Below are 2,368 nucleotides of genomic sequence, written 5' to 3'. Positions count from 1 at the left end.
CATCACCCCGGCCATGCGAGAAGGCTCGGGCATGGTAGCCTTCAGCCAACGTTTTCCCAGCCGTTACCACGATGTTGGCATTGCAGAGCAACACGCCGTGACGTTTGCTGCAGGCCTGGCCTGTGAAGGCCTCAAACCGGTGGTGGCCATTTACTCGACGTTTTTGCAACGCGCTTATGACCAGTTGATCCACGATGTGGCGTTGCAGAAATTGCCCGTTGTTTTTGCTTTGGACCGCGCCGGTTTGGTGGGGGCCGACGGCCCTACCCATGCCGGCATGTACGACATCGCCTTTACCCGCTGCATTCCCAACATGAGCGTGGCTTGCCCAGCCGATGAAAAAGAATGCCGACAGTTGCTCAGCACGGCTTACTCACTGGACCATCCGGTCACGGTGCGCTATCCCCGAGGTGCCGGTGTGGGCACGCCCGTTGAAGCCGACTTGTCCGCGTTGCCTTGGGGTAAGGCACAGGTGAAGCGCCAAGGCGAAGGCGTGGCTATTTTGGCGTTTGGTCCCTTGCTCTACGAAGCCTTGAAGGCTGCGCAAACTTTGAACGCCACGGTGGTCAACATGCGCTGGGCCAAACCCCTGGATTTGCAAATATTGAAAGACATGGCCCAAACGCATGAGCGCTTGGTCACGGTGGAAGACGGCACCCGCAAGGGCGGTGCTGGCGCTGCTGTGCTGGAGGCCTTGCAAGACATGGGCCTCGTCAAGCCGGTGTTGGTCATCGGGTTTGAGGACGAGTTCACAGAACACGGTGACCCCAAGGTGTTGATGCAGGATTACGGCCTGACGGCTGAAGGCATTGCGCAGCGCATTTCGCAGCAATGGCCGGATGTACAAAGTACACCGATGCTCAGAAGGGTTGTCTGAATGGCTGTTTGGACACTGGGACTGAACCACCGCACGGCCCCCATTGATTTGCGGGAACGTTTTGCGTTCGCATCTGAAAAACTTGAGCAATCCTTGCAAGGGCTGCGTCAAAGCTTTGCGACGCACAAAGAGGTGGCCATTTTGTCCACTTGCAACCGAACAGAAATTTACTGCGCAGGTGACGCGGTGCATTGGCCAGAAACACTGGCGTGGTTGGCGCAAACCGGACAAACCCAGGTGGACGTGCTGCAGTCGCACACCTACCGAATGGAGGGGGATGCGTCAGCGCGCCACGCGTTCAGGGTGGCCAGTGGGCTCGATTCCATGGTGCTGGGGGAGTCCCAAATATTGGGGCAACTCAAGGACGCCGTCAGATTGGCCGCCAACACTGGGGCCTTGGGCACCACGCTGAACCAACTGTTTCAACGCTCATTTGCAGTAGCCAAAGAAGTCAGAAGCTCCACCGACATTGGCGCGCACTCTATTAGCATGGCTGCCGCATCCGTTCGATTGGCCAGCCGCATTTTTGAAAGAATCCAAGACACCCATGTCTTGTTTGTGGGCGCTGGCGACATGATTGAGCTGTGTGTGGCGCACTTTGCCGCCAAGTCGCCGCGCAGCATCACCATCGCCAACCGTTCTGCTGAACGGGCCGAGGCCTTGGCCGCCCTGCATGGCGGGCAGTGCATGCCTTTGGCCGATTTGCCGAACCGGTTACACGAATTCGATGTGGTGATCAGTTGCACCGCCAGCACCTTGCCCTTGATTGGGCTGGGGGCGGTGAATCGGGCTTTGCGGGTCCGTAAAAACCGGCCTATTTTCATGGTCGATCTGGCCGTGCCGCGCGACATCGAGCCCGAAGTCAAGGGTTTGTCCGATGTGTATTTGTACACTGTGGACGATCTCACCGAAGTGATCAACAGCGGGCAATCGCACCGAAAAGAAGCGGTGGTGGATGCCGAGGCCATCATCGACGAGGGGGTTCAGAAATTCATGTCCTGGTTGGACCACCGCACCCATGTGCCTGTGATCCAAGAACTCCGCGTGCAAGCCGATGCTTGGCGACAAACAGAATTGGCCCGCGCCCGCAAGCAAATTGAAAAATGTCATGACATCGAGAGTGTTCTCGAGTCGCTGTCATTGGGGGTGATGAAAAAAATGCTCAATGGCCCTTTGCGGGAATTGCACCATGCTGAGGGCGCGCACAGGCAGCACACCCTTGAAACCGTGCGGCACATGTTTTTAAACACCTGATGGCGCGCAGCTTTGTGGGTGGTTTTTTTTTGACACATGGTCAATCCATGGGGGCATGATCTGCGAAGATCCAGTCACATGCTCACCGTTTCCCACCTTTCTTTGAGTCGGGGCAATCGCCGACTTTTTTCGGATGTCTCCTTCAGTTTGATGCCAGGGCAGTGGCTGCATTTGGAAGGCGACAACGGCGTTGGCAAAACCAGTTTGCTGCGCCTGCTGTGTGGCCTGGGCGTTTGG

3 protein-coding genes are annotated in these 2,368 nt (G+C 57.1%); all 3 read left to right on the top strand.

Annotated elements, in window-relative coordinates; translation table 11 throughout:
- Positions 1-877, top strand: an 877-nt coding sequence (locus tag Q0341_RS07505) for a transketolase C-terminal domain-containing protein (protein WP_299511691.1), incomplete at its 5' end; no start/stop codon positions are given.
- Positions 878-2,131: a glutamyl-tRNA reductase gene (gene hemA / locus Q0341_RS07500; RefSeq protein ID WP_299511688.1), complete on the top strand. Its 1,254-nt coding sequence runs from the start codon at positions 878-880 to the stop codon at positions 2,129-2,131.
- A gap of 36 nt (positions 2,132-2,167) precedes the next feature.
- Positions 2,168-2,368, top strand: a 201-nt coding sequence (locus Q0341_RS07495; protein WP_366522757.1) for an ATP-binding cassette domain-containing protein, incomplete at its 3' end; no start/stop codon positions are given.

Origin of the sequence: uncultured Limnohabitans sp. (assembly GCF_937889215.1) — a bacterium.
Lineage (GTDB): Bacteria > Pseudomonadota > Gammaproteobacteria > Burkholderiales > Burkholderiaceae_C > Limnohabitans_A.
The sequence above is the reverse complement of the archived record's forward strand: the minus strand, read 5'-3'. Positions and strand labels throughout refer to the sequence as shown.

Coding starts and splice junctions, on each gene's coding strand:
- hemA (WP_299511688.1), top strand. CDS start 878: ATGGCTGTTTGGACACTGGGACTGAACCACCGCACGGCCCCCATTGAT.